At 61.3% G+C, this 22106-nt stretch carries 18 protein-coding genes; 3 read left to right on the top strand and 15 right to left on the bottom strand.

The genetic code is table 11. The annotated features are described in order from the left end of the window. Window positions 1–177: 177 nt before the first annotated feature. Window positions 178–1236, top strand: a complete 1059-nt coding sequence (gene nadA / locus AB5I78_RS23205) for a quinolinate synthase NadA (protein ID WP_145165343.1) — start codon at window positions 178–180, stop codon at window positions 1234–1236. 132 nt (window positions 1237–1368) lie between these two features. Here the strand turns inward: nadA and AB5I78_RS23200 are convergent, their stop codons facing one another. From AB5I78_RS23200 to arcD (AB5I78_RS23145), 12 genes are all read right to left on the bottom strand, one after another. Continuing rightward, window positions 1369–1857, bottom strand: coding sequence for an RDD family protein (locus AB5I78_RS23200; RefSeq protein WP_124418356.1), 489 nt, complete (start codon window positions 1855–1857; stop codon window positions 1369–1371). Window positions 1858–1951: 94 nt separating this feature from the next. Next, window positions 1952–2164: a cold-shock protein gene (locus AB5I78_RS23195; protein ID WP_003220045.1), complete on the bottom strand. Its 213-nt coding sequence runs from the start codon at window positions 2162–2164 to the stop codon at window positions 1952–1954. Between the two features lie 389 nt (window positions 2165–2553). Further along, the gene (gene gcvT / locus AB5I78_RS23190; protein WP_369302085.1) at window positions 2554–3678 is read right to left on the bottom strand and encodes a glycine cleavage system aminomethyltransferase GcvT; all 1125 of its coding nucleotides are present in this window, start codon (window positions 3676–3678) and stop codon (window positions 2554–2556) included. Window positions 3679–3717: 39 nt separating this feature from the next. Then, complete coding sequence (locus AB5I78_RS23185; RefSeq protein WP_106578399.1) at window positions 3718–5094, bottom strand: L-serine ammonia-lyase; 1377 nt, start codon at window positions 5092–5094, stop codon at window positions 3718–3720. A gap of 115 nt (window positions 5095–5209) precedes the next feature. After that, the gene (gcvP, locus tag AB5I78_RS23180) at window positions 5210–8050 is read right to left on the bottom strand and encodes an aminomethyl-transferring glycine dehydrogenase (RefSeq protein ID WP_369302084.1); all 2841 of its coding nucleotides are present in this window, start codon (window positions 8048–8050) and stop codon (window positions 5210–5212) included. A gap of 10 nt (window positions 8051–8060) precedes the next feature. Then, window positions 8061–8444 carry a glycine cleavage system protein GcvH gene (gcvH, locus tag AB5I78_RS23175; RefSeq protein ID WP_145165334.1) on the bottom strand — a complete coding sequence of 128 codons (384 nt, stop codon included), beginning with the start codon at window positions 8442–8444 and terminating at the stop codon, window positions 8061–8063. A gap of 404 nt (window positions 8445–8848) precedes the next feature. Further along, window positions 8849–10357 carry a sigma-54-dependent transcriptional regulator gene (locus tag AB5I78_RS23170; protein WP_369302083.1) on the bottom strand — a complete coding sequence of 503 codons (1509 nt, stop codon included), beginning with the start codon at window positions 10355–10357 and terminating at the stop codon, window positions 8849–8851. Between the two features lie 184 nt (window positions 10358–10541). Further along, a complete protein-coding gene (locus AB5I78_RS23165; protein WP_145165330.1) occupies window positions 10542–10904 on the bottom strand; it encodes a DUF5064 family protein in 363 nt (120 codons plus the stop codon). An 18-nt stretch (window positions 10905–10922) separates the two neighbouring features. Continuing rightward, a complete protein-coding gene (gene arcC / locus AB5I78_RS23160) occupies window positions 10923–11852 on the bottom strand; it encodes a carbamate kinase (RefSeq protein ID WP_106578404.1) in 930 nt (309 codons plus the stop codon). A gap of 168 nt (window positions 11853–12020) precedes the next feature. Next, the gene (locus AB5I78_RS23155) at window positions 12021–13031 is read right to left on the bottom strand and encodes an ornithine carbamoyltransferase (protein WP_024077127.1); all 1011 of its coding nucleotides are present in this window, start codon (window positions 13029–13031) and stop codon (window positions 12021–12023) included. Window positions 13032–13100: 69 nt separating this feature from the next. Continuing rightward, the gene (arcA, locus tag AB5I78_RS23150; RefSeq protein WP_369302082.1) at window positions 13101–14357 is read right to left on the bottom strand and encodes an arginine deiminase; all 1257 of its coding nucleotides are present in this window, start codon (window positions 14355–14357) and stop codon (window positions 13101–13103) included. Window positions 14358–14381: 24 nt separating this feature from the next. Then, on the bottom strand, window positions 14382–15809 hold the full coding sequence (gene arcD / locus AB5I78_RS23145; protein WP_145165324.1) for an arginine-ornithine antiporter: 1428 nt from the start codon (window positions 15807–15809) through the stop codon (window positions 14382–14384). Window positions 15810–16254: 445 nt separating this feature from the next. On the opposite strand from arcD (AB5I78_RS23145), the gene arcD (AB5I78_RS23140) reads away from it, so the two are divergent. Beyond that, complete coding sequence (arcD, locus tag AB5I78_RS23140; RefSeq protein WP_369302081.1) at window positions 16255–17682, top strand: arginine-ornithine antiporter; 1428 nt, start codon at window positions 16255–16257, stop codon at window positions 17680–17682. Next, the gene (locus AB5I78_RS23135) at window positions 17679–18542 is read left to right on the top strand and encodes a DNA-3-methyladenine glycosylase (protein WP_369302080.1); all 864 of its coding nucleotides are present in this window, start codon (window positions 17679–17681) and stop codon (window positions 18540–18542) included. The genes arcD (AB5I78_RS23140) and AB5I78_RS23135 overlap by 4 nt, the downstream gene beginning before the upstream one ends. 98 nt (window positions 18543–18640) lie before the next feature. Here AB5I78_RS23135 and AB5I78_RS23130 read toward each other — a convergent pair whose 3' ends face one another. The 3 genes from AB5I78_RS23130 to AB5I78_RS23120 all read right to left on the bottom strand — a co-directional run bounded on the left by AB5I78_RS23130 (window position 18641) and on the right by AB5I78_RS23120 (window position 21906). Continuing rightward, complete coding sequence (locus tag AB5I78_RS23130; protein ID WP_369302079.1) at window positions 18641–19990, bottom strand: CoA transferase; 1350 nt, start codon at window positions 19988–19990, stop codon at window positions 18641–18643. Window positions 19991–20030: 40 nt separating this feature from the next. Beyond that, complete coding sequence (locus AB5I78_RS23125; protein WP_369302078.1) at window positions 20031–21374, bottom strand: sensor histidine kinase; 1344 nt, start codon at window positions 21372–21374, stop codon at window positions 20031–20033. A gap of 67 nt (window positions 21375–21441) precedes the next feature. Next, on the bottom strand, window positions 21442–21906 hold the full coding sequence (locus AB5I78_RS23120) for an LTXXQ domain protein (RefSeq protein ID WP_145165314.1): 465 nt from the start codon (window positions 21904–21906) through the stop codon (window positions 21442–21444). Between the last annotated feature and the right edge of the window lie 200 nt (window positions 21907–22106).

The following is a 22106-nucleotide window of genomic DNA, read 5'->3' as shown; positions in this document are numbered from 1 at the left end:
GATGAGCGTGCCTGTGCAGGCCAGATTAGGCTTTTGAATCGATTCGATATTCTGTAGCCTTGCGCAGCTTCACCCGTGCTTGATGAACACAATCACTTCGTCCGGCGGCGCCCGAAAGGCTCCAGAGCCGGTGGTACACTCGACTTTCGCGCAACTGCGCCTGCAGGTCTTGCGAACATGACGCAAATTTCCGAACGCCTACTGGTTCAAGCTCACCTCGACGCCAAGCAGCCCAAGGCGCTCAGCGCCGAAGAAGAGGCAAGCCTGCGTGCCGCCATCGCCGCCGAGCTCAAGGCTCAGGACGCGGTGCTGGTCGCCCACTTCTACTGCGACCCGGTGATTCAGGCCCTGGCCGAAGAAACCGGCGGCTGTGTCTCCGACTCCCTGGAAATGGCCCGCTTCGGCGCAGCCCACCCGGCCAAGACCGTACTGGTCGCCGGTGTGCGTTTCATGGGCGAGACCGCCAAAATCCTTACGCCCGAAAAACGCATCCTCATGCCCACCCTGGAAGCCACCTGCTCCTTGGACCTTGGCTGCCCGGTGGAGGAATTTTCGGCGTTCTGCGATCAGCATCCCGAGCGCACGGTGGTGGTGTATGCCAACACGTCGGCGGCGGTCAAGGCGCGGGCCGATTGGGTCGTTACCTCAAGCTGCGCACTGGAAATCGTCGAAAGCCTGATGGACAACGGCGAGACGATTATCTGGGGGCCGGACAAGCACCTGGGCACCTACATTCAGCGCCAGACCGGCGCAGACATGTTGCTGTGGGATGGCGCGTGCATCGTCCATGAGGAGTTCAAGTCCAAGCAGCTCGAGGACATGAAGGCGTTGTACCCGGATGCTGCGATTCTGGTGCATCCGGAATCGCCGACGTCGGTGATCGAACTGGCGGACGCCGTGGGTTCCACCAGCCAATTGATCGCAGCGGCCCAGCGCCTGCCGAACAAGACGTTTATCGTCGCCACCGACCGCGGCATTTTCTACAAGATGCAGCAGCTGTGCCCGGACAAGGTCTTCATCGAGGCACCGACTGCCGGCAACGGCGCGGCCTGCCGCAGTTGCGCGCATTGCCCGTGGATGGCGATGAATACACTGGAGCGCACGCTGCAGTGCCTGCGTGAGGGCAGCAACGAGATCTTCGTCGAGCCGTCGGTGATTCCGCAGGCGGTAAGGCCGCTCAAGCGCATGCTCGACTTCACCCAGGCGGCGCGCCTGAAACTGGCTGGCAACGCTTAATTTAATTGTAAACACGGTTAAAAATGTGGGAGCTGGCTTGCCTGCGATAGCATCACCCTGGTCTGCCTGATAGATCGAGGTGCCTGCATCGCAGGCAAGCCAGCTCCCACAGTTGTTTTGTGTCGTTTGGAATTACTTCTTCTGCTTCGGGATCCGCACCAGCTGCGTATCCGAATAGATGTCATGCCAGCTGCGTTTTTGCTTATCAAACAGCGACCAGATAAACCCCAGCCCTACGCACAACCACGACGCAATCGACACCACAAACCGCAACAGCGCCTGCCACAGGCTGATCCGCGAGCCGTCGGCGTTCTGCACGCGCACGCCCCACACCTGCATGCCCAGGGTCTGGCCGGAATAGGTCCAGAACTTGGCGAAAAAACCAAATAACACAAAGAACAGAATCGTCGACAGCAACGGGTCACCGTCCAGTGCGCCAGACTCGGTGAGCGCGCGCATCTTCGCCTCACCGATAAAGGCCATCCACACCAGCTTGTAGATGAACGCCGTGACGATCAGCAAGGCAGTGCACAGGAGAAAGTCATAAAACATCGCTGCCAGGCGACGGCCCAGGCCAACGGCGGGAAACTCGCCTTGGGGGCTCAGCAGGGGTTTGGACATGGCAGTCTCTCTAGAGAAAAAAGCCATTTTACGAGCAAACGCACATAAAAAAGCCCCTGATGTCACCATCAGGGGCTTTTTGTCGCAGCAAGGATCAGCCTTCTGCTTGTACTTCGTCAGCCTGCATGCCTTTCTGGCCTTGCACGGCGATGAACGTCACTTTCTGGCCTTCTTTGAGGCTCTTGAAGCCGTTGCCCTGAATAGCGCGGAAGTGCACGAACAGATCCGGACCGCTTTCTGGAGTGATAAAACCAAACCCTTTCTCGTCGTTAAACCACTTGACGGTACCGCTCTGACGATCAGCCATTTTCTTATTTCCTTGACGCAAAAAATTAATGACAGCCCCTTTCACATGAAAGAGTACTGGGCTGAGTTGCAGGAAAGTAAGAGACGTCGAACGGGTTGTAGCAAACTTTGGCTACTGCCCAGGTCCAGGTTCAAAGCGACCCATGCAAACACAGTGGGCAAACTCTACGCCAACTAATAGAGAAAAAACAAGCCCCGCCAAAAGCCCAGCGTTTGCTCGGCTTCATGACTGTTTGATGATTAATGTCGATCTCACTTATTCGATAGAGTTGATCACTTGTTATAGGTTGTTAGCTATTACATTGACTATCGTCAGTGCACTGTTTTATGGCGGTTGCGTTACAGTTTAGTGCACGTTAACGCAACCGCGTTACTTATAGGAACAGTCAATCAGCCACGGAAGTAACGTTGTGGCACAAATGGCATTTTACTTACACGTAATGGCACCTTTTTCCCACGTACCAACGCAGACACTTCGGTGTCCAGTGCGATGAATGCGCTGTCCAGGTAACCCATGGCAAGCGGGCCGCCCAACGTCGGGCCAAAGCCGCCACTGCACACGCTGCCGATCACGGTGCCCTGCGCATCGACGATCTCTGCACCTTCACGCACCGGGGTACGTTCCTGTGGCAGCAGGCCGACACGCTTGCGGCTCACACCGGCTTGTTGCTGGGTGAAAATCCGGTCGGCGCCGGGGAAGCCACCGGCACGCGCGCCATCGGCACGACGAGCCTTAGAGATGGCCCACAACAGGCTGGCCTCAATCGGCGTGGTGTCGGTGTTCATGTCGTGGCCGTAGAGGCACAGGCCGGCTTCCAGGCGCAGCGAGTCACGGGCGCCCAGGCCGATGGCCTGCACTTCGGCCTCGGCCAGCAGGCTGCGCGCCAGGCTCTCGGCGTTGGCGGCGGGCACGGAGATTTCAAACCCGTCTTCGCCGGTGTAGCCGGAGCGGCTGACATAGCAGTCCACGCCCAGCAGGCGCAGGGTGGCGAACTGCATGAACGTCATCTTGGTCACTTCCGGCGCCAGGCGCGCCAGTACCTTTACCGCCGCCGGGCCTTGCAGGGCCAGCAGGGCGCGTTCTTCAAACAGCGGCTCGATCGTGCACTGCTCGCCAATGTGTTGGCGCAGGTGCGCCAGGTCCTGGTCCTTGCAGGCGGCGTTGACCACCAGGAACAGTTCGTCGTTGCCCAGGTTCGCCACCATCAGGTCGTCGAGAATGCCGCCCTGGTCATTGGTGAACATCGCATAGCGCTGCATGCCGACCGGCAGGTCGATGATGTCGACCGGCACCAAGGTCTCCAGGGCCTTGGCGGCGTTTGCGCCCGTCAGGCGAATCTGGCCCATGTGCGACACGTCAAACAACCCGGCCTGTTCACGGGTGTGCAGGTGTTCTTTCATCACGCCCAATGGGTATTGCACCGGCATGTCGTAGCCGGCGAAGGGCACCATGCGCGCGCCCAGCTCAAGGTGCAGCGCATGCAGTGGAGTTTTCAACAGGGTTTGGGTGGACATATTCAGCTCCTGAAAAACGTGCTGACGCGCTGTTAGGCGTCAGCACTCGATAATGTTGACCGCCAAACCGCCACGGGCGGTTTCCTTGTATTTGCTTTTCATGTCGGCGCCGGTCTGGCGCATGGTGCGGATGACTTTATCCAGCGAGACGAAATGCTGCCCGTCACCGCGCAAGGCCATGCGCACCGCATTGATCGCCTTGACCGAGCCCATCGCATTGCGCTCGATGCACGGCACCTGCACCAACCCGCCAATCGGGTCGCAAGTCAGGCCGAGGTTGTGTTCCATGCCGATTTCGGCGGCGTTTTCCACTTGGGACACGCTGCCGCCCAGCACTTCACACAGTGCCCCGGCTGCCATCGAACAGGCCACGCCGACCTCGCCCTGGCAGCCGACTTCGGCGCCCGAGATCGAGGCGTTTTCCTTGTACAAAATCCCGATGGCGGCGGCGGTGAGCAGAAAGCGCACCACGCCGTCTTCATTGGCGCCGGGGATAAAGCGCATGTAGTAATGCAAAACCGCCGGCACAATCCCGGCCGCGCCGTTGGTGGGCGCCGTGACCACGCGGCCGCCGTTGGCGTTTTCTTCGTTGACTGCCAGCGCGTACAGGTTGACCCAGTCGAGCACCGACAACGGGTCGCGCAGCGCCGACTCGGGGTTCTTGCACAGCTGTCGATGCAATGCGGCAGCGCGGCGCTTGACCTTCAAACCGCCGGGCAAGATGCCTTCATTGCGACAACCGGCATCCACACAGTCCTGCATGACCTGCCAGATGTTCAGCAAGCCAGCGCGGGTTTCCGCTTCCGGGCGCCAGGCACTTTCATTGGTCAGCATCACCTGGCTGATCGACAGCCCATAGGTGGCGCAATGCCCAAGCAAGTCCTTGGCGTGTTTGAAGGGGAAGGTCAGCGGCGTGGTGTCTTCGACAATCCGGTCGGCGCCGGCCGCGTCTTCGTCCACCACAAACCCTCCACCGACCGAGTAATACTCGCGGCTGCGGATCTGGATGCCGGCGGCGTCGAAGGCACGGAAAATCATGCCGTTGGGATGGTAGGCCAGCGGTTTGCGAATCATCGCCAGGTGTTCTTTCTCGTTGAACGCAATGCTGTGTTCGCCGAGCAGGTTCAAGCGGCCGTCGCTGCGCATTTGCGCCAGGCGTGCAGCCACGGTTTCAGTGTTCACGGTGTCCGGGTGTTCGCCTTCCAGGCCCAGCAACACGGCCTTGTCGCTGCCATGGCCTTTGCCGGTGGCGCCCAGCGAGCCATAGAGTTCCACCTTGATGCCGGTGGTGGCGCTCAACAGGTTGTCGCGCTTGAGGCCTTCGACAAAGCGGGCGGCGGCGCGCATCGGGCCAACGGTGTGGGAACTGGAGGGGCCGATGCCAATCTTGAACAGGTCGAACACGCTAAGGGACATGGTTGTTCTCCGGTTTCTTATTATTTTCTGGGTGTACTCGGCCTGACTGTGGAAGAGATCCATGTGGGAGCAGGCAAGCCAGCTCCCACACTTGACCCTGTTCCGTCAGTCAGGGTTACGCGTAACTCTCAATCGACGGGCACGCACACACCAGATTGCGGTCGCCAAACACGTTGTCGACCCGACCAACCGGCGGCCAGTACTTGCCTTCGATCAACGACGCAACCGGGTACACCGCCTGCTCACGGCTGTACGGGTGGGTCCATTCGCCGACGATTTCAGCGGCCGTGTGCGGCGCGTTTTTCAGCGGGTTGTCGTCCTTGTCCAGCGTGCCGTTTTCCACCGCGCGGATTTCTTCGCGGATGGCAATCATCGCGTCACAGAAGCGGTCCAGTTCTTCCTTGGATTCACTTTCGGTCGGCTCGATCATCAAGGTGCCGGCCACCGGGAACGACATGGTCGGCGCATGGAACCCAAAATCGATCAGGCGCTTGGCCACGTCGTCCACGCTGATGCCGCTGCTGTCTTTCAATGGGCGCAGGTCCAGGATGCACTCGTGCGCCACCAGGCCATTGCTGCCGGTGTAGAGCACCGGGTAGTGCTCTTCGAGACGACGGGAAATGTAGTTGGCATTCAGGATCGCCAGCTGCGAAGCGCGTTTGAGGCCCGCGCCGCCCATCATGCTGATGTACATCCAGGTGATCGGCAGGATGCTCGCGCTGCCAAATGGCGCCGCGCACACCGCGCCTTCCTTGCGTTCCATGGCCGCGTGGCCTGGCAGGAATGGCGTGAGGTGCGATTTGACGCCAATCGGGCCAACGCCCGGGCCGCCACCGCCATGAGGGATGCAGAAGGTTTTGTGCAGGTTCAGGTGAGACACGTCGCCGCCGAACTTGCCCGGTGCGCACAGGCCCACCATCGCGTTCATGTTGGCGCCGTCGATGTACACCTGGCCGCCGTTGTCGTGAATGATGCCGCAGATTTCGCGGATGCCTTCTTCGAACACGCCGTGGGTGGACGGGTAGGTGATCATCAGCGCCGCGAGGTGCTCGCGGTGCTCGATGGCCTTGGCGCGCAGGTCTTCAATGTCGACGTTGCCGCGTGCATCGCAGGCGGTCACGACCACGCGCATACCGGCCATGTTGGCGGTGGCGGGGTTGGTACCGTGGGCCGACGACGGGATCAGGCAGATGTCGCGGCGCTCTTCGCCACGGCTCTGGTGATAGGCACGAATGGCCAAGAGGCCGGCGTATTCACCTTGGGAACCGGCGTTCGGCTGCAGCGAGATGGCGTCGTAACCGGTGGCCGCGCAGAGCATGGCTTCCAGCTCGGACGTCAGTTGCAGGTAGCCAGCGCTTTGCTCGGCCGGGGCGAATGGGTGCAGGGCACCGAACTCGGCCCAGGTCACCGGGATCATTTCGCTGGCGGCGTTGAGCTTCATGGTGCACGAGCCCAGCGGGATCATGGTGCGGTCCAGCGCCAGGTCCTTGTCGGCCAGCTTGCGCAGGTAGCGCATCAGCTCGGTTTCGGAGTGGTAGCGGTTGAACACCGGGTGGCTGAGGATCGGCGATTGGCGCAGCAGGGCGGCCGGCAGGGTGCCTTGGACGTTGGCGTCGAATTCCGGCAGGGCTTTGCCGTCCGCGAAGATCGACCACAAGGCTTCGATATCCGCCTGGGTGGTGGTTTCGTCGACCGACAGGCCCAGACGCTCAGCATCCACCACACGCAGGTTGATGCGCTGGGCGCGCGCCTTGTCGTGCAGGGCCGCGGTGTTGGCGCCGGTGTTCAGGGTCACGGTGTCGAAGAAGTGTGTTTGCTCAACCTTCAGGCCCAGCGCGCTCAGGCCTTTGGCCAGGATCGCGGTCAGGTGATGAATGCGGTTGGCGATCTGGGTCAGGCCTTTGGGGCCGTGGTACACGGCGTACATGCTGGCGATGTTGGCCAGCAGCACTTGGGCGGTGCAGATGTTGCTGGTGGCCTTCTCGCGGCGGATATGTTGCTCGCGGGTCTGCATGGCCAGGCGCAGGGCCGGCTTGCCGAAACGGTCGACGGACACACCGACCAGACGGCCCGGCATGTCGCGCTTGAACGCGTCTTTGGTGGAAAAATACGCCGCGTGCGGGCCACCAAAGCCCAGCGGCACGCCGAAGCGTTGTGCGCTGCCGATGGCCACGTCGGCGCCGAACTCACCCGGCGGGGTCAGCAGGGTCAGGGCCAGCAGGTCGGCGGCGACCGCGACCAACGCATTGGCGGCGTGGAAATGCTCGGTCAGTTCGCGGTAATCAAACACGTCACCGTTGCTGGCCGGGTATTGCAGCAGGGCGCCGAAGAATGCGCTGACGTCGGTCAGTTCACGCTCGTCGCCCACCACCACGTCGATACCCAGCGGCTCGGCACGGGTGCGCAGCACGTCGAGGGTTTGCGGGTGGCTGTGGATCGAGGCGAAGAAGGCGTTGCTGCTTTTGTTCTTGCTCAGGCGCTTGCAGAAGGTCATGGCTTCGGCGGCGGCGGTGGCTTCGTCGAGCAACGACGCGTTGGCGATCGGCAGGCCAGTGAGGTCGCTGATCAGGGTCTGGAAGTTCAGCAGCGCTTCGAGTCGGCCTTGGGAAATCTCGGGTTGGTACGGGGTGTAGGCGGTGTACCAGGCCGGGTTTTCCAGCAGGTTGCGCAGGATCGGCGACGGCGTGTGGCAGTTGTAGTAGCCCTGGCCGATGTAGGTCTTGAACAGTTGGTTCTGGCTGGCGATGGCCTTGATCTTGGCCAGGGCCTGGGCTTCGCTCAGGCCGTCTTCCAGGCCGAGCACGCTGGTGCCCTTGATGCTTTCCGGGATCACGCTGGCGCTCAGGGCTTCGAGCGAGTCAAAGCCCAGCTTCGCGAGCATTTGCTGCTCGTCTTCCTGGCGTGGGCCGATATGACGGGCGATGAATTCGTTGGCGGTGCTGAGATTGATCGTCATGGCGCGCTCCTCAGGCTTGGGCGTTGGCTTTGATCAGGCGGTCGTACGCATCCTGATCCAACAGCTTAGCCACTGCATCGGCATCGGCGGGTTTGAAGCGGAAGAACCAGCCTTCGCCCATCGGGTCTTCGTTGACCAATTCCGGGCTGTCGCTGAGTTTGTCGTTTACGTCGAGGACTTCGCCGTCCAGCGGCATGTACACGCCGCTCGCTGCCTTGACCGACTCAACGGTGGAGGCTTCTGCGCCCTTGGCGTAGGCCTGCAACTCCGGCAGTTGCACGAAAACCACATCACCCAGCGCGTTCTGCGCGAAAGCGGTGATGCCCACGGTGACGCTGCCATCGGCTTCGGCGCGCAGCCATTCGTGATCTTCAGTGAAACGCAACTCGCTCATGGAAACTCCTCAGGGCCAGATTCGTCTGGTGGACGGGATTGGAATAATGAGGAGTTACTTAGCAATATCGCGGCCAATGTTATTAATTCGTTATAAATCAACAGGTTAATAAAATCAGCGAGGAAGTGGAAAGATTTGCCTGTAGCGATTTCGCTACAGCTGGGCCGTTGAAAAAAAGCCTATGTGGATCAAAGCCTTGCATGGCGCGCAAAAAACAGGGTTGTAGCGATATCATTACGCTGTAGCGCTTTCAGTACAGCGAGTGTCGCATCCAGACCAGATTTGGAGTGCAATCCCTGTGGGAGCTGGCTTGCCTGCGATGCAGGCAACTCGGTCTGTCAGTTGAACCGAGGCGATGCTATCGCAGGCAAGCCAGCTCCCACCTTTGAACCGCGTTTATTCAGTCAGGGTTTGTTTGGGATGCCGTACTTGCGCAGGCGATGGGCAATCGCCGTGTGCGAAGTCTGCAGGCGGCTGGCCAGTTGGCGGGTCGAGGGGTAACTGGCGTAGAGCTTTTCCAGCAGGCTGCGCTCGAAGTCTTCCACTGCCTGTTCCAGGCTGTCGACTTCACCGTCGCTTTGGCGCGCCACCGAGGTGCCGGCGATGTCCAGGTCGCCGATGTCCACCAAACTGCTTTCGCAAATCGCGGCGGCGCGGAAGATCACGTTTTGCAGCTGCCGCACGTTGCCCGGCCAGCGGTTGCCCAACAGCGCCGGATAGGTGCCAGGCGCCAGACGGCACACCGGGCGCTGGATCTGCGCGCAGGCCTGCTGCATGAAGTAGCGGGCGAGCAGCAAGATGTCCTGGCCGCGCTCGCGCAACGGCGGCACTTCGACGTTGAGCACATTGAGGCGGTAGAACAGGTCTTCACGAAAGGTGCCTTCGCTGACCATCTTTTCCAGGTCGCGGTGGGTGGCGCTGAGGATGCGCACATTGACCTTTACTTCGCGGTCGCCGCCAACGCGCCGGAAGCTGCCGTCGTTGAGAAAACGCAGCAGCTTGGCCTGCAAATACGGTGACATCTCGCCGATTTCATCCAGAAAAACCGTGCCTTGGTTGGCCAGCTCCATCAGCCCCGGCTTGCCGCCGCGTTGCGCGCCGGTAAAGGCGCCGGGGGCGTAGCCGAACAGTTCACTCTCGGCGAGGTTTTCCGGCAGCGCCGCGCAGTTCAAGGCCAGAAACGGCGCACTGTGGCGCGCGCTGATGGCGTGGCAGGCCCGCGCGACCAGCTCTTTGCCGGTGCCGGTTTCGCCTTGGATCAACAGCGGCGCATCGAGTGCGGCGACGCGCTGCGCACGCGCCTTGAGGGTGCGGATCACTGGTGATTCGCCCAACAACGCATCAAAGCCTTCGGCATGGTCATGGTGCAGCGCCGACAGTTGTTCGCCGATGCGGTTGGGCTGGTACAGCGTCAGCAGGGCGCCGGCGTCGGTGATCGGCGTGGCGTCCAGCAAAAAGGTCTGGCCGTTGACGCTGATTTCGCGCAGCGGCAGGCGAAAGCCGTGTTCCAGCAAGGTCTCCAGCAGCGCCGCGTCGTTGAACAGCTCGCTGATGCTTTCCCCCGCCGGCTCGCGGCCGTACAGGGAGATCAGCGCCGGGTTGGCCAGCAGGATCTTGCCGGCACTGTCCAGCGCCAGCACCGGGTCGGTCATGGCGGCCAGCAGGGCGTCGAGTTGCAGGTGGCGGCGTTGGCCGGGGAGGATGTCCACCACCGTGACCGCCTGTACGCCGTGCACGCTGAACAGCGCGTCGCGCAGTTCTTCGAGCACCTCGGCGCTCAGTGTCGGCGCGTCGATGTAGACGTTGGGCGGCACCATCTCCACCGCATCCAGGTTGAGATTGCGCCCACCGAGCAGGGCCAGGACTTCCTGGGTAATGCCGACGCGGTCGATGAAGCTGACGTGGATACGCATGGGGTGGCTGACAAATCTGCAAAGCGAGAGGCGGCAAGTATGCCTTGGAGCGGATGGAGATCAAAATGTGGGAGCGGGCTTGCTCGCGAATGCGGTGTGTCAGTCTCTTGATTTATTGACTGAAAGACCGCATTCGCGAGCAAGCCCGCTCCCACACTGATGGTGTTGTGTCAGTGCAAACTTGTTATTCCAGGTGCTCGGGCTTGATCGGATCGCCCGCCTTCACATCCAACTGATGCCGCACATCCTCAAACATCAAGTCGTACTGCTTGTGCATTTGGCCGTTAAGCGTCGCAATCTTCGGCATGCCATATTTCTGCGCGATGTTCATCGCATGCCGGGCGAAATCAAAGGCCTGGTCCTTGGGCAAAAAGAATTCCTCCTTGAGGTCCTTGCCCTGCACCGAACCGTGCAGCTTGAAGAGCATTCCCTTGCCTTCCTTTGGGTCCTGGCTGACCTCGTAGTCGATGCACAGGTTGTAGCTGTAGTCATCCTTGTTGAGCGCGTGACGTTCGACGTGCAGGTGACCGGGTTCAAAGGTGGCCATAGGCGTATCTCCTTTACTTCACAGATAGGTGATGCCAGGTTTTGCCGTGCTGATGCGCGTACCGGCACTGCCCTGGACGATGGCTTCGATGTCCGAGAGTGAACCGATGACGGCGGTTTTTCCAGTCTGGCGGGCGAACTCGCAGGCGGCTTGTACCTTGGGGCCCATGGAGCCGGCGGCGAAACCGAGTTTTTCCATGTCGTCGGGGTGGGCTTGGCCGATGGCTTTCTGGGTCGGCTTACCGAAGTCGATAAAGGCGGCGTTGACGTCGGTGGCGATCACCAGCAAATCGGCGTCCAGTTGCGCGGCCAGCAGGGATGAACACAGGTCTTTGTCGATCACCGCCTCAATGCCGCGCAGCTTGCCGTCTTCGCCATACATTGTCGGGATGCCGCCACCACCGGCGCAGATGACGATGGCGCTTTTTTCCAGCAGCCACTTGATCGGGCGGATTTCAAAGATGCGTTTCGGGCGCGGGCTGGCGACCACGCGGCGGTACTTGTCGCCGTCCGGGGCGATGGCCCAGCCTTTTTCGGCGGCGAGTTTCTCGGCTTCGGCTTTGGCGTATACCGGGCCGATGGGTTTGGTCGGGTTTTTGAAGGCCGGGTCGTTGGCGTCCACTTCCACCTGGGTCAGCAAGGTGGCGAACGGCACTTCGAAGTCCAGCAGGTTGCCCAATTCCTGTTCAATGATGTAGCCGATCATGCCTTCGGTTTCGGCGCCCAGCACGTCCAGTGGGTAGGGCGACACACTGGTGTAGGCCGCCGCCTGCAACGACAGCAGGCCGACTTGCGGGCCATTGCCGTGGGCGATCACCAACTCGTTGCCGGGGTGGATCTTGGCGATCTGTTCGGTGGCGATTCGGATGTTGGCGCGTTGATTGTCCGCGGTCATGGGTTCACCACGGCGGAGCAGGGCGTTGCCGCCCAGGGCTACGACGATGCGCATAATGCAATCCTTTTAGAATTCAGCTTTGTGAACACAGGACAAATTGTGGGAGCGGGCTTGCTCGCGAAGGCGGTGGTTCAGCCACCTGATGTATCAACTGACACTTCGCATTCGCGAGCAAGCCCGCTCCCACATTGACTGCGCTCCAACAGTGGGAGCGGTGTTGGGTTAGATATCCGCCAACGCCGACACCAGAATCGCCTTGATGGTGTGCATGCGGTTTTCCGCTTGCTCAAAGGCGATGTTGGCCGGCGACTCGAACACCTCTTCGGTCACTTCCACGCCATTGGCCAGGTTCGGGTAGCGCGCGGCAATGTCCTTGCCCACCTTGGTTTCGCTGTTATGAAACGCCGGCAGGCAGTGCATGAACTTCACGCGCGGGTTGCCCGAGGCCTTCATCATCTTGGTGTTGACCTGGTACGGCAGCAGTTGCTCGATACGCTCGTCCCACGCTTCCACTGGCTCGCCCATCGACACCCAGATATCGGTGTGGATGAAGTCCACGCCTTTGACCGCCTCTTTCGGGTCCTCAGTGATGGTGATGCGCGCGCCGCTTTCTTCGGCAAACGCCTGGCACTGCTTGATGAAATCCTCGTGTGGCCACAGGGCTTTCGGCGCGCCGATGCGCACGTCCATGCCCAGCTTGGCGCCGATCATCAGCAACGAATTACCCATGTTGTAACGCGCATCCCCGAGGTAGGCGTAGCTGATGTCATGCAGCGGCTTGTCGCTGTGTTCGCGCATGGTCAGGGTGTCGGCGATCATTTGGGTCGGGTGGAATTCGGCGGTCAGGCCGTTGAACACCGGCACACCGGCGAACTTGGCCAGCTCTTCGACGATTTCCTGTTCAAAGCCACGGTACTCGATGGCGTCGAACATGCGGCCCAGGACGCGGGCGGTGTCTTTCATGCTTTCTTTGTGGCCGATCTGCGACGACACCGGGTCGATGTAGGTGACGTGGGCGCCTTGGTCGTGAGCCGCCACTTCGAACGCGCAACGGGTGCGGGTCGAGGTTTTTTCGAAGATCAGCGCGATATTTTTGCCCTGCAGGTGTGGGCGCTCGGTGCCGGTGTATTTGGCGCGCTTGAGGTCGCGGGACAGGTCCAGCAGGTAGTGCAGCTCGCGGGTGGTGTGGTGCATCAGCGAGAGCAGGCTGCGATTGCGCATATTAAAAGCCATGGTGGATCTCCTTCTGTTTAGGTTATCCCCTTGGCCGGCGCCTCATGAGCGGCGGCCAAGGTTTGAAAGTTAGTAGTCGATTGGGTCGCGGATGATCGGGCAGGTCATGCAGTGGCCGCCGCCACGGCCGCGACCGAGTTCACCGGCGCTGATGGTAATGACTTCCACGCCGGCCTTGCGCAGCAGGGTGTTGGTGTAAGTGTTGCGGTCGTAGCCGATCACCACGCCGGGCTCCACGGCCACCACGTTGTTGCCGTCGTCCCACTGCTCGCGCTCGGCGGCGAAGCTGTTGCCGCCGGTCTCGACCACACGCAGCGCCTTGAGGTTGAGCGCTGCGGCGACGGTTTCGAGGAAGTTGGTTTTCTCCCGTTGGATATCGATGCCGTGTGGCTTGCTTTCATCCGGGCGCAGGGTGAAAGGGATGATCTGGTTGACCACTTCCGGGAAGACGGTGACCAGGTCGCGGTCGCAGAAGCTGAACACCGTGTCCAGGTGCATCGCCGCGCGGGATTTGGGCAGGCCGGCAACGATCACGCGTTCCACGGCTTTGTTTTTGAACAGGTTGCGCGCCAGTTGGCCGATGGCCTGGTGGGACGAGCGTTCACCCATGCCGATCAACACCACGCCATTGCCAATCGGCATGACGTCGCCGCCTTCCAGCGTGGCGGCTCCATGCTCCTGGTCGGGGTCGCCGTACCAGATCTGAAAGTCGGCGTTGGTGAACTCGGGATGGAATTTGTAGATGGCCGAGGTCAGCAGGGTTTCCTGGCGTCGCGCTGGCCAGTACATCGGGTTCAGCGTCACGCCGCCGTAGATCCAGCAGGTGGTGTCGCGGGTGAACTGGGTGTTGGGCAGCGGCGGCAGAATGAAGCTTGCGTGGCCGAGGAAGTCGCGGAACATCTCGATGGTCTTGCCACCGAAGCTGCTCGGCAGGTCATCGGCCGACACGCCACCAATCAGGTACTCGCTGATTTTGCGCGGCTCAAGGCTGCGCAGCCAGGAACTGACTTCATCGACCAGGCCCAGGCCCACGGTGTTTGGGGTGATCTTGTGTTCCAGAATCCAGTCCAGCGCTTCGGGGATGGCAACGATGTCGGTCAGCAGGTTGTGCATTTCCAGCACATCGATATCCCGCTCGCGCATCTTGGTGACGAAGTCGAAGTGGTCGCGCTTGGCTTGAGCCACCCACAGCACGTCATCGAACAGCAGTTCATCGCAGTTGTTGGGGGTCAGCCGCTGGTGGGCCAAACCTGGGGAGCACACCATGACTTTGCGCAGTTTGCCGGCTTCGGAATGTACGCCGTACTTCACTTTTTCCGTGGTCATTACAGATCCTCCAGTAGAAAACACTTACAGAGTCAGGAAGCCGTCGTAGAGGCCGTAGGCAGCCACCAGGGCGCCCACGACGACTGCGGCGAAAATCAGCTTCTCGACATGGGTGAAAATCGGTTTGCCCAGTTCATGCTTGGCCTTGGCGAACAGAATCACGCCAGGGGCATAGAGCAGGGCGGAAAGCAGCAGGTATTTGACGCCGCCGGCGTAGAGCAGCCAGACCGCGTAGATCAGCGCGATGGCGCCGATGAACAGGTCTTTCTTGCGCTCGCGCAGGGCGTTTTCGTAGGTCTCGCCGCGCACCGCCAGCAGCAGCGCGTAGGCCGCTGACCACAGGTAAGGCACCAGGATCATCGAGGTGGCGAGGTAGATCAGCGAGAGGTAAGTGCTGGCCGAGAACAGCGTGATCACCAGGAAAATCTGCACCATGGCGTTGGTCAGCCACAGGGCGTTGGCCGGCACGTGGTTGGCGTTTTCCTTGCGCAGAAACGCCGGCATGGTGTGGTCCTTGGCGGCGGCGAACATGATCTCCGCACACAGCAGCACCCACGACAGCAGAGCGCCCAGCAGCGAAATGATCAGGCCGACGCTGATCAGCACCGCGCCCCAGTGACCGACCACATGCTCAAGCACGGCGGCCATCGACGGGTTCTGCAGCTTGGCCAGTTCCGGCTGGGTCATGATCCCCAAAGACAGCACGTTCACCAGCATCAGGAACAGCAGCACGGTGATAAAACCGATCACGGTGGCCTTGCCGACGTCGGAGCGTTTTTCCGCCCGCGACGAGAAGATGCTCGCGCCTTCGATCCCGATGAACACCCACACGGTGACCAGCATCATGTTGCGCACCTGGTTCATCACGCTGCCCAGGTCCGGGTTTTTAACGCCCCAGATGTCAGCGGTGAAGATGTCCAGCTTGAACGCGAACAGTGCGATCAACACAAACAGCACCAGCGGCACGACCTTGGCGACGGTGGTCACCAGGTTGATGAACGCCGCTTCCTTGATCCCGCGCAGTACCAGAAAGTGCACGGCCCACAGCAACACCGACGCGCCAATCACCGCGGCCGGGGTGTTGCCTTCGCCAAAGATCGGAAAGAAGTACCCGAGGGTGCTGAACAGCAACACGAAGTAACCGACGTTGCCCAGCCACGCGCTGATCCAGTAACCCCAGGCCGACGAGAACCCCATGTAATCGCCGAAACCGGCCTTGGCGTAGGCGTACACGCCGCCGTCGAGGTCGGGCTTGCGGTTGGCCAGGGTCTGGAACACGAAGGCGAGGGTCAGCATGCCGATGGCGGTAATTACCCAACCAATCAACACCGCACCTACATCGGCGCTGGCAGCCATGTTTTGCGGCAGTGAGAAGATCCCGCCGCCAATCATTGAGCCCACGACCAGTGCAACCAGCGCGCCTAGTCGAAGTTTTCCGGGAGATTCAGACATTGCATGACTCCAATGCAGGAGAAGAGAGACCACAGAATAATTCCGTGCGCTAATCAAACAGCTGACTCAGATCACTTCATTGGCACATTCCATTGTGAATTAATGACTTAGGGTTAAGATTTCCGGGCGATAGTGTTCCTCGCAAAGTCGCGTCCCAGAGCGGCTCTGCGTTGTGGTTAATTATTTAGTGCGTTCAGGCGGACTTTTGAAGCTAGCCCCTTTTGCTGAATGTGCAAACTTTTTCGGGACGGGCTGCCAAATAACCGAGGGCTGGCAAAGTGCCTGCCTATTTAAATTCTAAATAAACCTGAACTATATAAACTGTCATGCCATTACGTTATGAGCTTGACGGTTTTATCGCTGTCTTTAATAAACGCTACACTCGCTGAATTAATTAGTTGAGTGCACGGTCGTCAGCTCAATTGTTAGTTATTCAGGAGTGTTCATGTCGCAACCGGCCCAAAAACTCAAACTCAGTGCGCTGATCGCGCTGGTGGTGGGCTCAATGATTGGCGGGGGGATTTTCTCCTTGCCGCAGAACATGGCGGCGCGCGCTGAAGTGGGCGCCATATTGATTGGCTGGGCGATCACCGCCGTGGGCATGCTGACGTTGGCCTTCGTGTTCCAGACCCTGGCCAACCGCAAGCCCGAACTGGATTCCGGGGTGTATGCCTACGCCAAGGCCGGTTTTGGCGACTACATGGGGTTCTCGTCGGCCTGGGGTTACTGGATCAGCGCGTGGATGGGCAATGTCGGTTACTTCGTGTTGCTGTTCAGCACCCTCGGCTACTTTTTCCCGGTGTTCGGCCAGGGCAATACGCCTGTCGCCATCGCCTGCGCCTCGCTGTTGTTGTGGGCCGTGCATGTTCTGGTGATGCGCGGGATTAAGGAGGCGGCCTTCATCAACCAGATCACCACCGTGGCGAAGATCGTGCCGCTGCTGATGTTTATCGTGATCGCCGGTGTGGCGTTCAAGGCGGATATCTTCACCCGTGACATCTGGGGCCTGGGCAACCCGCAAGTCGGCAGCGTGGTTGACCAGGTACGCAACATGATGCTGGTCACCGTGTTTGTGTTCATCGGTATCGAAGGCGCCAGTGTGTATTCGGCGCGGGCCGAGAAACGCTCGGACGTCGGCCGGGCCACGGTGATCGGGTTTCTTGGCGTCTTGGCACTGCTGGTGCTGGTGAATGTGTTGTCCTTGGGAATCATGAGCCAGCCGGAATTGGCGCAGTTGCAAAACCCGTCCCTGGCGGGCGTGCTGGAACATATCGTCGGCCCTTGGGGCGCGATGGCGATCAGCATTGGCCTGGCCGTGTCCTTGCTTGGCGCCTTGCTGTCCTGGGCGTTGCTGTGCGCGGAAATTCTTTATGCCACTGCCCATGACAAGACCATGCCGGCCTTTCTGAAAAAGGAAAACGCCAACCAGGTGCCGGTTAACGCACTGTGGCTGACCAATGTGATGATCCAGATCTTTCTGGTGATCACGCTGTTTTCCCACAGCACCTACACCACACTGATCTACCTGGCCTCGTCGATGATTCTGGTGCCGTACCTGTGGTCGGCGGCCTATGCGGTGCTGTTGAGTGCACGTGGCGAAACCTACGAAGGCGCCCGCCGCCAGCGCATGAAAGATTTGCTGGTGGGCCTGATTGCCCTGGCGTATGCCGTGTGGCTGCTTTATGCCGGCGGCTTGAAATACCTGCTGTTGTCGGCGCTGCTGTATGCGCCCGGTGTGATTCTGTTCGCCCTGGCCAAGCGCGAGCAGGGCCAGCGGTTGTTCACCTCTGTGGAAAAAGGCATTTTCAGTTGCGTTGTCGCCGGCGCAGGGTTGGCGGCGTATGGCTTGTATGGCGGGGTATTGTCATTGTGAGACTGGCGTATCAGCCGCCCTATGACTGGGCGGCGATGCTGGGCTTTTTGTCCCTGCGTGCGATCACTGGGCTGGAAAGTGTCGAGGCGGGTGTGTATCGACGCGGCATCAGTGTTAACGGTTGCCACGGCTGGATCAGTGTTACGCCGGGCGCGGGCAACTGGTTGGACGTTGGCGTGGAGGTTTCTGACGCGGCGGTGCTTGCTGAGATCGCGCGGCGCTTGAGAGCCATGTTCGACCTGGACGCCCAGCCCGGGTTGATCAATGCGCAATTGGCCTCCGACCCGTTGATGGCGCAACTGGTGGCGGCGCGTCCGGGCCTTCGCGTGCCGGGCGCGTGGGACGGTCTGGAACTGGCGATTCGCGCGGTATTGGGCCAGCAGGTCACGGTGGTGGCAGCCATTCGCCTGGCGGGCAAACTGGTGGCGCAGTACGGCCAGCCACTGGCAACCCCACGCGCGGGTATCACCCACCTGTTCCCGACGCCGGAGGCGTTGGCGCAGGCGGATCTGGCGACGTTGGGCATGCCCAAGGCGCGGGGCCGCACGTTGTCCGGTGTGGCTCAGGCGTTGCTGGATGACCCGCAGTTGTTTGAGCCCAAAGCCAGTCTCAACGACGGCGTGGCCCGGCTGGTGGCCTTGTCGGGGATTGGTGACTGGACCGCGCAGTACATCGCCATGCGTCAGTTGCGTGAGCCGGATGCGTTTGTGTCGGGGGATATTGGGTTGATCAACGCGTTGGCGGCGTTGGAAGGCGGGCCGGTTTCGGCGCGCCAGTTGTGGGTGCGGGCTGAGGCGTGGCGGCCGTGGAGGGCGTATGCGGCGCAGCATTTGTGGGCGTCGCTGCACCGGGCGGATTGATGGTGTCTGTCAGGGCCTCTTCGCGGGCAAGCCCGCTCCCACATGGGGAATGCATTTCAAATGTGGGAGCGGGCTTGCCCGCGAAGGCGGTCTTCAGGTCACCACTGAGCCCGGTGCGAGCCCAATTCCCCCGCCGGCAAATCCCACTGCAACGGCGTGCCGCTGAGGGTGACCGGTGCCAGCAACCGATGGGCCTGACCCCATGCCGTCTGTTCCACCACCAACCCCTGGTCACTCGTCTCTTCAGCCCGTAACGCCGGTTGCTCCGGCACCTGTCCGGCTTCCACCAGCAACTTCGCCGTGCGCGCCAATGACAACCGCGCCGAGCCGCCACGCCCGGATTTCAAGCGTTCGCTTAGCGCCTGGATCGCGCTGGCCGCCATCAAATACCCGGTGGCGTGATCCAGCGCCTGCAATGGCAGTGGCACCGGTTTATCCGACTGCTTCCAGGCCATGCCCGCGTCGGCAATCCCGCTGCTCATCTGCACCAGGCTGTCGAAGCCGCGGCGATTGCGCCACGGGCCGCTCCAGCCGTAGGCATTGAGGCTTACGTCGATCAGGCCGGGGGCGAGGGTCTGCAGTTCTGCGGCGGTGTAACCCAGTTGTTCAAGGGCATCGGCGCGGTAACCGTGAAACAGAATGTCGGCGTCCTTGAGCAACGCTTCAAACACCTGTCGGCCTTCGGGGCTCTTCAAGTCGAGGCGTGCGCAGCGTTTACCCAGGGTCATTTCCGGCACCACGCCGGGTTCGTTCCAGCTCGGCGAGTCGATGCGCAGCACGTCGGCGCCGAGCCCGGCGAGGAAGCGACTGGCCACGGGGCCGGCCAATACGCGTGTCAGGTCCAGTACCTTGATGCCCGCCAGTGGGCGCGCCAACGAGCCGAGCCAGGGTTTGTCGGTGGGGGTGTCGAAGGTCTGGCGCTGCACCAACTTCTCGGCATTCACCGCCAACCCTTGGGGATGGGTTTGCCAGGCCTGCCACGTGCGCATCTGCGCTGCACAGCCGCCGACATCGACGATCGCCTGTTCCAGCTCGGCAGCGTTCCACGTTGCAACTTTTGCGGCCATTTCGGCGCGGTCATTGACCTTGCCCAAGACCTGCTCGGCGGCGGCGCGATGATGCGGGGCGTTGGTGTGCAGGCGAATCCAGCCATCGGCGCAGGCATAGTCGCCGGCGACCGGGTCCCACAGCGGCGGCGTTTCCCAGCCCACGGGGCGAATCGAGGACGAAAACCAGAAGGAGGCGAGGCGACGGTCCACACTGACACTGGGCAAACGCCCGGTCTGTTGGTGGATAAGGTGAGCCACGGCCTGGCCGGCTGCGCCAAGGCTGGCGCTGGCCAGTTCGGTGACGGCGAAGGTCGAGGGCAGGGCGCCAGCCTCCGTGAAGGTCAGCGGGGTTTGCGGCAGATCGAGTGCGGCTTGGATGGGAGTCAGCAGGTCAGTCATCAAAGGCCCTCCATTAGAGAAGGGCCACTATAGAAGATCCTCACACCGGTGTGACAACTCCCGGCTCCAGCGGCAGGTCGATGCTGGCGATGAAACCTCCGTCGGGGTGATTGGCCAGGATCAGGCTGCCGCCATGGCGTTCCGCCGCGCGCCGGGCAATCGCCAGCCCCAGGCCGTGGCCTTGGGCAGCCTGGCCGGGCGCGCGGTAAAACGGTTCGCCCAATTGGCTGAGGTGTTCGGCTTCGACGCCGGGGCCGTGGTCACGCACGCTGATCAGAATGCGCTCGCCGTGGCGCCGGGCGTGCAACTCGATCGGTTGTCCTTGTGGGTTGAAGCGCTGGGCGTTGCGCAGCAGGTTATCCACGGCGCGCTCGATCATGGTCGGCCAGCCCTTGAGCGCCAGCTCGGGCTCGGCGTTCAGTTGCACCACCTGGTCCGGAGCACCGAGCTGGGCGTCCTTTTGCAGGCTCTTGAGCAGCGGGTTGAGGTCGACTTCTTCAGCGCTCGCGTTGTCGGCATCGACGCGGGCCAAGACCAGGATTTCGCTGATCAGGGCTTCCAGGCGATCACATTCGCGGGTCAGGCGTGGCCAGAGTCGTTCGCGTTCTTCGGGGCTGGCGCGTTCGGCCAAGGCCAAGGCAATGCGCAGCCGGGCGAGCGGCGAGCGCAACTCGTGGGACACGTCGCGCAGTAACTGGCGCTGGCTGCCGATCAAGCTTTGCAAACGCGCGCCCATGCGGTTGAAATCAGTGGCCAGCACGCCGAACTCATCGCGGCGGTTGGCCAATTTCGCCAGGCTGTTTTGCTGATAGGTGGCCTGGCCGAGGTCATGCACCGCGCCGCGCAGGCGGCTGAGCGGACGGGTGATGGACAGCGTCACCAGCAGGCTGAACAGGGTCAGCACCACCAGCGCAATCGCCAGCGCGCTCAACGGCCACGTCAGGCTGTTTCGGTGCCATTCGTCCAGTTCCGGGTGCGGGATGCGGTAGATCAGCAGGTAGGTGTCGCCGGTTTTTTCACTGGTGTACTCGGCGGTCAGGCGGCGCCACGGCAGGTGGCCGTCCTGGTTGTCATTTTGCCGGGCCTCGAAGGCGGCGGCGCGCCGGGGGAACGTACCGCGCACCACCGGCTCGCCGCTCTCATTGAGCACTTGCACGTCGATGTGGTACTGGCGTTTGCGTTGTTGCAGCAAATCCTGAGCGGCGTCCTCGCCCTGGGCTTCGTAGAGCTGCGTCCACTCCTGCGGCAGGTTGTTGAGGCCGGGGTGGCGGCTGAGAATCCAGGCGTCCTGGTTGAGCATGTGCCCAAGCAGGATCGACAGCCCGGCAACCAAGGCGATGGCCAGCCAGAAACTGGCCAGGATGCGCCAGAACAATGAACGCACAGGAAACCCTCAAGCAGGAAAAGCCCAGCGGCGCGAGCCACTGGGCTGGGGTGGTAAAGCTAGAGCATTATTGCGCTTTTTTCGGCTGCTGGGCTTTCCAGGCCTGGAATTCCTTCCACTCGGCGCGGCGCTCGGCTTGTTTCTTGACGATCTCGTCGAATTTCTTCTGTTGATCGGGCTTGAGCACGGCGCGGATGTCGGCCTGGGTTTTCTGCTTGGCGGCCGCCATTTCGTTTTTCATGGCTTGCTGGTCAGCGGCTGGCAGTTTGTCCAGGTACTTGCGCACGATCTCTTTGCGGCCGTGCCATTGTTCGCCCATCAGCTTGCCGATTTGCTCGCGCTGTTCGCGGCTCAGGTCGAGTTGGCTGAACGGGCCGCCTTTGCCACGCGGACCGTGTTCACCACCGGGGCCCGGGCCACCCATCATGTGGCCTTCAGGGCCGCCCATCGGGCCTGGGCCTTCTGGCGCGGCGGCCATGGCAACGGTTGGCAGGGCAGCGGCGAACATCAAAGCGATAAGGGTCTTGCGCATGGTGATTCTCCTGTCTCTATTCCGGTGAGTCCGGATGTGAGTAGGTTACTCAGATCAAGGTCAGCGGCGGTCAGGTGTGGGTAAAGCTTGGGTAAAGAGGGGTTTGGTGGGGGCTGACAAAACTTGGGGCGGGGTGGGGTTGGGTACATATCCGTTGCTGCGGTAACGGCGGCTGGCGGTTCCGCTCTTACAGCGGGTCA

Origin of the sequence: Pseudomonas sp. N2-3-1-14 (genome assembly GCF_041228395.1) — a bacterium.
Lineage (GTDB): Bacteria > Pseudomonadota > Gammaproteobacteria > Pseudomonadales > Pseudomonadaceae > Aquipseudomonas.
Note: the sequence above shows the minus strand (reverse complement) of the source record. Positions and strands in the feature narration are given on the sequence as shown.

Bases quoted from the DNA above. Each gene is read 5' to 3' on its own strand.
- nadA (WP_145165343.1), top strand. From the start codon at position 178: ATGACGCAAATTTCCGAACGCCTACTGGTTCAAGCTCACCTCGACGCC.
- AB5I78_RS23200 (WP_124418356.1), bottom strand. From the start codon at position 1,857: ATGTCCAAACCCCTGCTGAGCCCCCAAGGCGAGTTTCCCGCCGTTGGC.
- AB5I78_RS23195 (WP_003220045.1), bottom strand. From the start codon at position 2,164: ATGGCTGATCGTCAGAGCGGTACCGTCAAGTGGTTTAACGACGAGAAA.
- gcvT (WP_369302085.1), bottom strand. From the start codon at position 3,678: ATGTCCACCCAAACCCTGTTGAAAACTCCACTGCATGCGCTGCACCTT.
- AB5I78_RS23185 (WP_106578399.1), bottom strand. From the start codon at position 5,094: ATGTCCCTTAGCGTGTTCGACCTGTTCAAGATTGGCATCGGCCCCTCC.
- gcvP (WP_369302084.1), bottom strand. From the start codon at position 8,050: ATGACGATCAATCTCAGCACCGCCAACGAATTCATCGCCCGTCATATC.
- gcvH (WP_145165334.1), bottom strand. From the start codon at position 8,444: ATGAGCGAGTTGCGTTTCACTGAAGATCACGAATGGCTGCGCGCCGAA.
- AB5I78_RS23170 (WP_369302083.1), bottom strand. From the start codon at position 10,357: ATGCGTATCCACGTCAGCTTCATCGACCGCGTCGGCATTACCCAGGAA.
- AB5I78_RS23165 (WP_145165330.1), bottom strand. From the start codon at position 10,904: ATGGCCACCTTTGAACCCGGTCACCTGCACGTCGAACGTCACGCGCTC.
- arcC (WP_106578404.1), bottom strand. From the start codon at position 11,852: ATGCGCATCGTCGTAGCCCTGGGCGGCAACGCCCTGCTCCGCCGTGGT.
- AB5I78_RS23155 (WP_024077127.1), bottom strand. From the start codon at position 13,031: ATGGCTTTTAATATGCGCAATCGCAGCCTGCTCTCGCTGATGCACCAC.
- arcA (WP_369302082.1), bottom strand. From the start codon at position 14,357: ATGACCACGGAAAAAGTGAAGTACGGCGTACATTCCGAAGCCGGCAAA.
- arcD (WP_145165324.1), bottom strand. From the start codon at position 15,809: ATGTCTGAATCTCCCGGAAAACTTCGACTAGGCGCGCTGGTTGCACTG.
- arcD (WP_369302081.1), top strand. From the start codon at position 16,255: ATGTCGCAACCGGCCCAAAAACTCAAACTCAGTGCGCTGATCGCGCTG.
- AB5I78_RS23130 (WP_369302079.1), bottom strand. From the start codon at position 19,990: ATGACTGACCTGCTGACTCCCATCCAAGCCGCACTCGATCTGCCGCAA.
- AB5I78_RS23120 (WP_145165314.1), bottom strand. From the start codon at position 21,906: ATGCGCAAGACCCTTATCGCTTTGATGTTCGCCGCTGCCCTGCCAACC.